This window comes from Oleiphilus sp. HI0067, assembly GCF_001635735.1.
Map to the genome: position 1 here is coordinate 1 of NZ_LWFI01000990.1, position 2,040 is coordinate 2,040.

Consider the following 2,040-nt stretch of genomic DNA (forward strand, 5'->3'; position numbering starts at 1 on the left):
AGATAAAAATAGTAAGTATAAGCTAGACATGAAATATTAGAATCGATAATATTTAAGCTAACAAATGTTAGCAACTAAAGTCGATTTGATATGTTAAGAACATTTTCGTCAAAACAAACCGAACAACTAGCGCATTACCTTACCCCAATCAGGCAACTGCTATCTCCTAACTACAAGCGAAAGCTTGCTCCAGCAAAAGTACTTTTCTGTGAAACGTTAGACGACGAATGCATATCCCTTCGCCTAAAGGTCAGCCACATAGAAAAATTGGCTTTCAAACCGGGTCAACACTTCCAGCTTTCGTTTGAGATAAATGGTCGATTTCTCACAAGAACCTTCAGTGCTGCTTCAACCCCTAAAGACTTATATGAAAATAAAGTTGTCGAGTTCTACATCAAGAAAATTCCAGATGGTACGGTTACGAGTTTTATCGCTGACGAATTAAAAGCCGGAGATATGATTAATATTGCGAAAGCTCAAGGAAGCTTCGTTATCAGCGATAACTCATCATCGGCGATGCAGTTATTCCTTGCCGCTGGCAGCGGAATCTCGCCAATCCTTTCAATGCTGAAATCATCACCAAGAGAAGAATTAACAAAACATAAAGCAATATGGTACCGGAGAGGGAATGTACAATCCCCAGCAACGAAATCATTACGCTTGTTAGCAGAGAATGGTTTAGATCTGAAAATAATCGACACTGAGATTAATAACAGAATTAGCGACAAACACTTGGAGCACGCGCTATCGGAAAAATCCGTTTCGGATGCTTATATCTGCGGACCAATTGGCTTCATACAGACTGCCGGAAATTTACTTCAGCAACGCGCCAAAAAGCTTAATCAAACGCTTCCATCAATATACTCCGAGACCTTCGTTATACCTAAGATTTCTGGCAGCACATCTGAACATACAATCACAGTGAATAAAAACGCAACGGCAACCAGCATTGGCAATGAGCCCATATTAGATTCACTCGAAAGCGCTGGCCACAAACCCGTTTTTGGATGTCGGGCAGGAGCGTGCCACCAATGCTCGGCAACTTTATTAAGCGGATCGGTGAAAAACGTATTAACGGATCAAACTCATCGAGAGCACGGAGAAAAAATACAAATTTGTTGCAGCTTTGCAGAAAGCGATTTGGAGATAGAGATTCAGGAGAGAGTCGAATGACACAACAAATCCAATTTGATGTTTTAGAAAAGCAGTTTGAAGAATTAAGAGAACAAACATTTAAAAAAGTCGGGACCGAAGACGCCAACTATATTCGGAAACTTATTGGTTTTCAGAGGTTGCTCGATATTGTCAGCCGTATTGGAATTGCATGTGCATTCTTATTTTTTGATGGCTATCTAATGTGGTCGATAGCGATTTTATCTGTGCTTGGCTTAGCTCTCTCAAAGATTCTCGACAACATGGAAATCGGGCACAACATAATGCACGGTCAATATGACTGGATGCACGATCCGATTACAAACTCTAAACGATTCGACTGGGATAACGCTGGAGATAGCGATTCATGGCGTAGGTACCACAATTATGAGCACCATACTTATACAAATATCATCGGCAAGGACAGAGACTTTGGTTACGGTCTTTTGCGCCTGAGCGATGATTTGAAATGGCGCCCCAAAAACCTTTATCAGATCATAACCTATTTAAACCTAAGCCTACTGTTTGAATGGGGCGTTGCGTATCACGAGCTAGCAGGTGAACGCATATTCATTGGAAAGAAAAAAGAAAACAGTAAACTCCCAATATCAAGACTTGATTTAAGAAATGCATTTTTTAAGAAAGCCGGGAAGCAAATCCTCAAAGACTATATCCTCTTTCCGCTCATATTCTGGCCTGTCGCATTGCCAGTATTATGTTGCGCGATTATCGCAAATATTTTACGCAACCTATGGACCGCGACTATCATATTCTGTGGCCATTTCACCGAAGAAGCACAAACATTCGATGAGGAATCGACCAAAAACGAATCAAAAGGCCAATGGTATTATCGCCAGATTCTAGGCTCGTCCAATATTGAAGGCTCTA

At 40.9% G+C, this 2,040-nt stretch carries 2 protein-coding genes; both read left to right on the forward strand.

The genetic code is table 11. The annotated features are described in order from the left end of the window. Positions 1-90 precede the first annotated feature (90 nt). Positions 91-1,173: a flavin reductase family protein gene (locus tag A3739_RS12910; RefSeq protein WP_068479438.1), complete on the forward strand. Its 1,083-nt coding sequence runs from the start codon at positions 91-93 to the stop codon at positions 1,171-1,173. Continuing rightward, positions 1,170-2,040, forward strand: an 871-nt coding sequence (locus A3739_RS12915) for a fatty acid desaturase (protein WP_068501614.1), incomplete at its 3' end; no start/stop codon positions are given. The genes A3739_RS12910 and A3739_RS12915, both read left to right, overlap by 4 nt.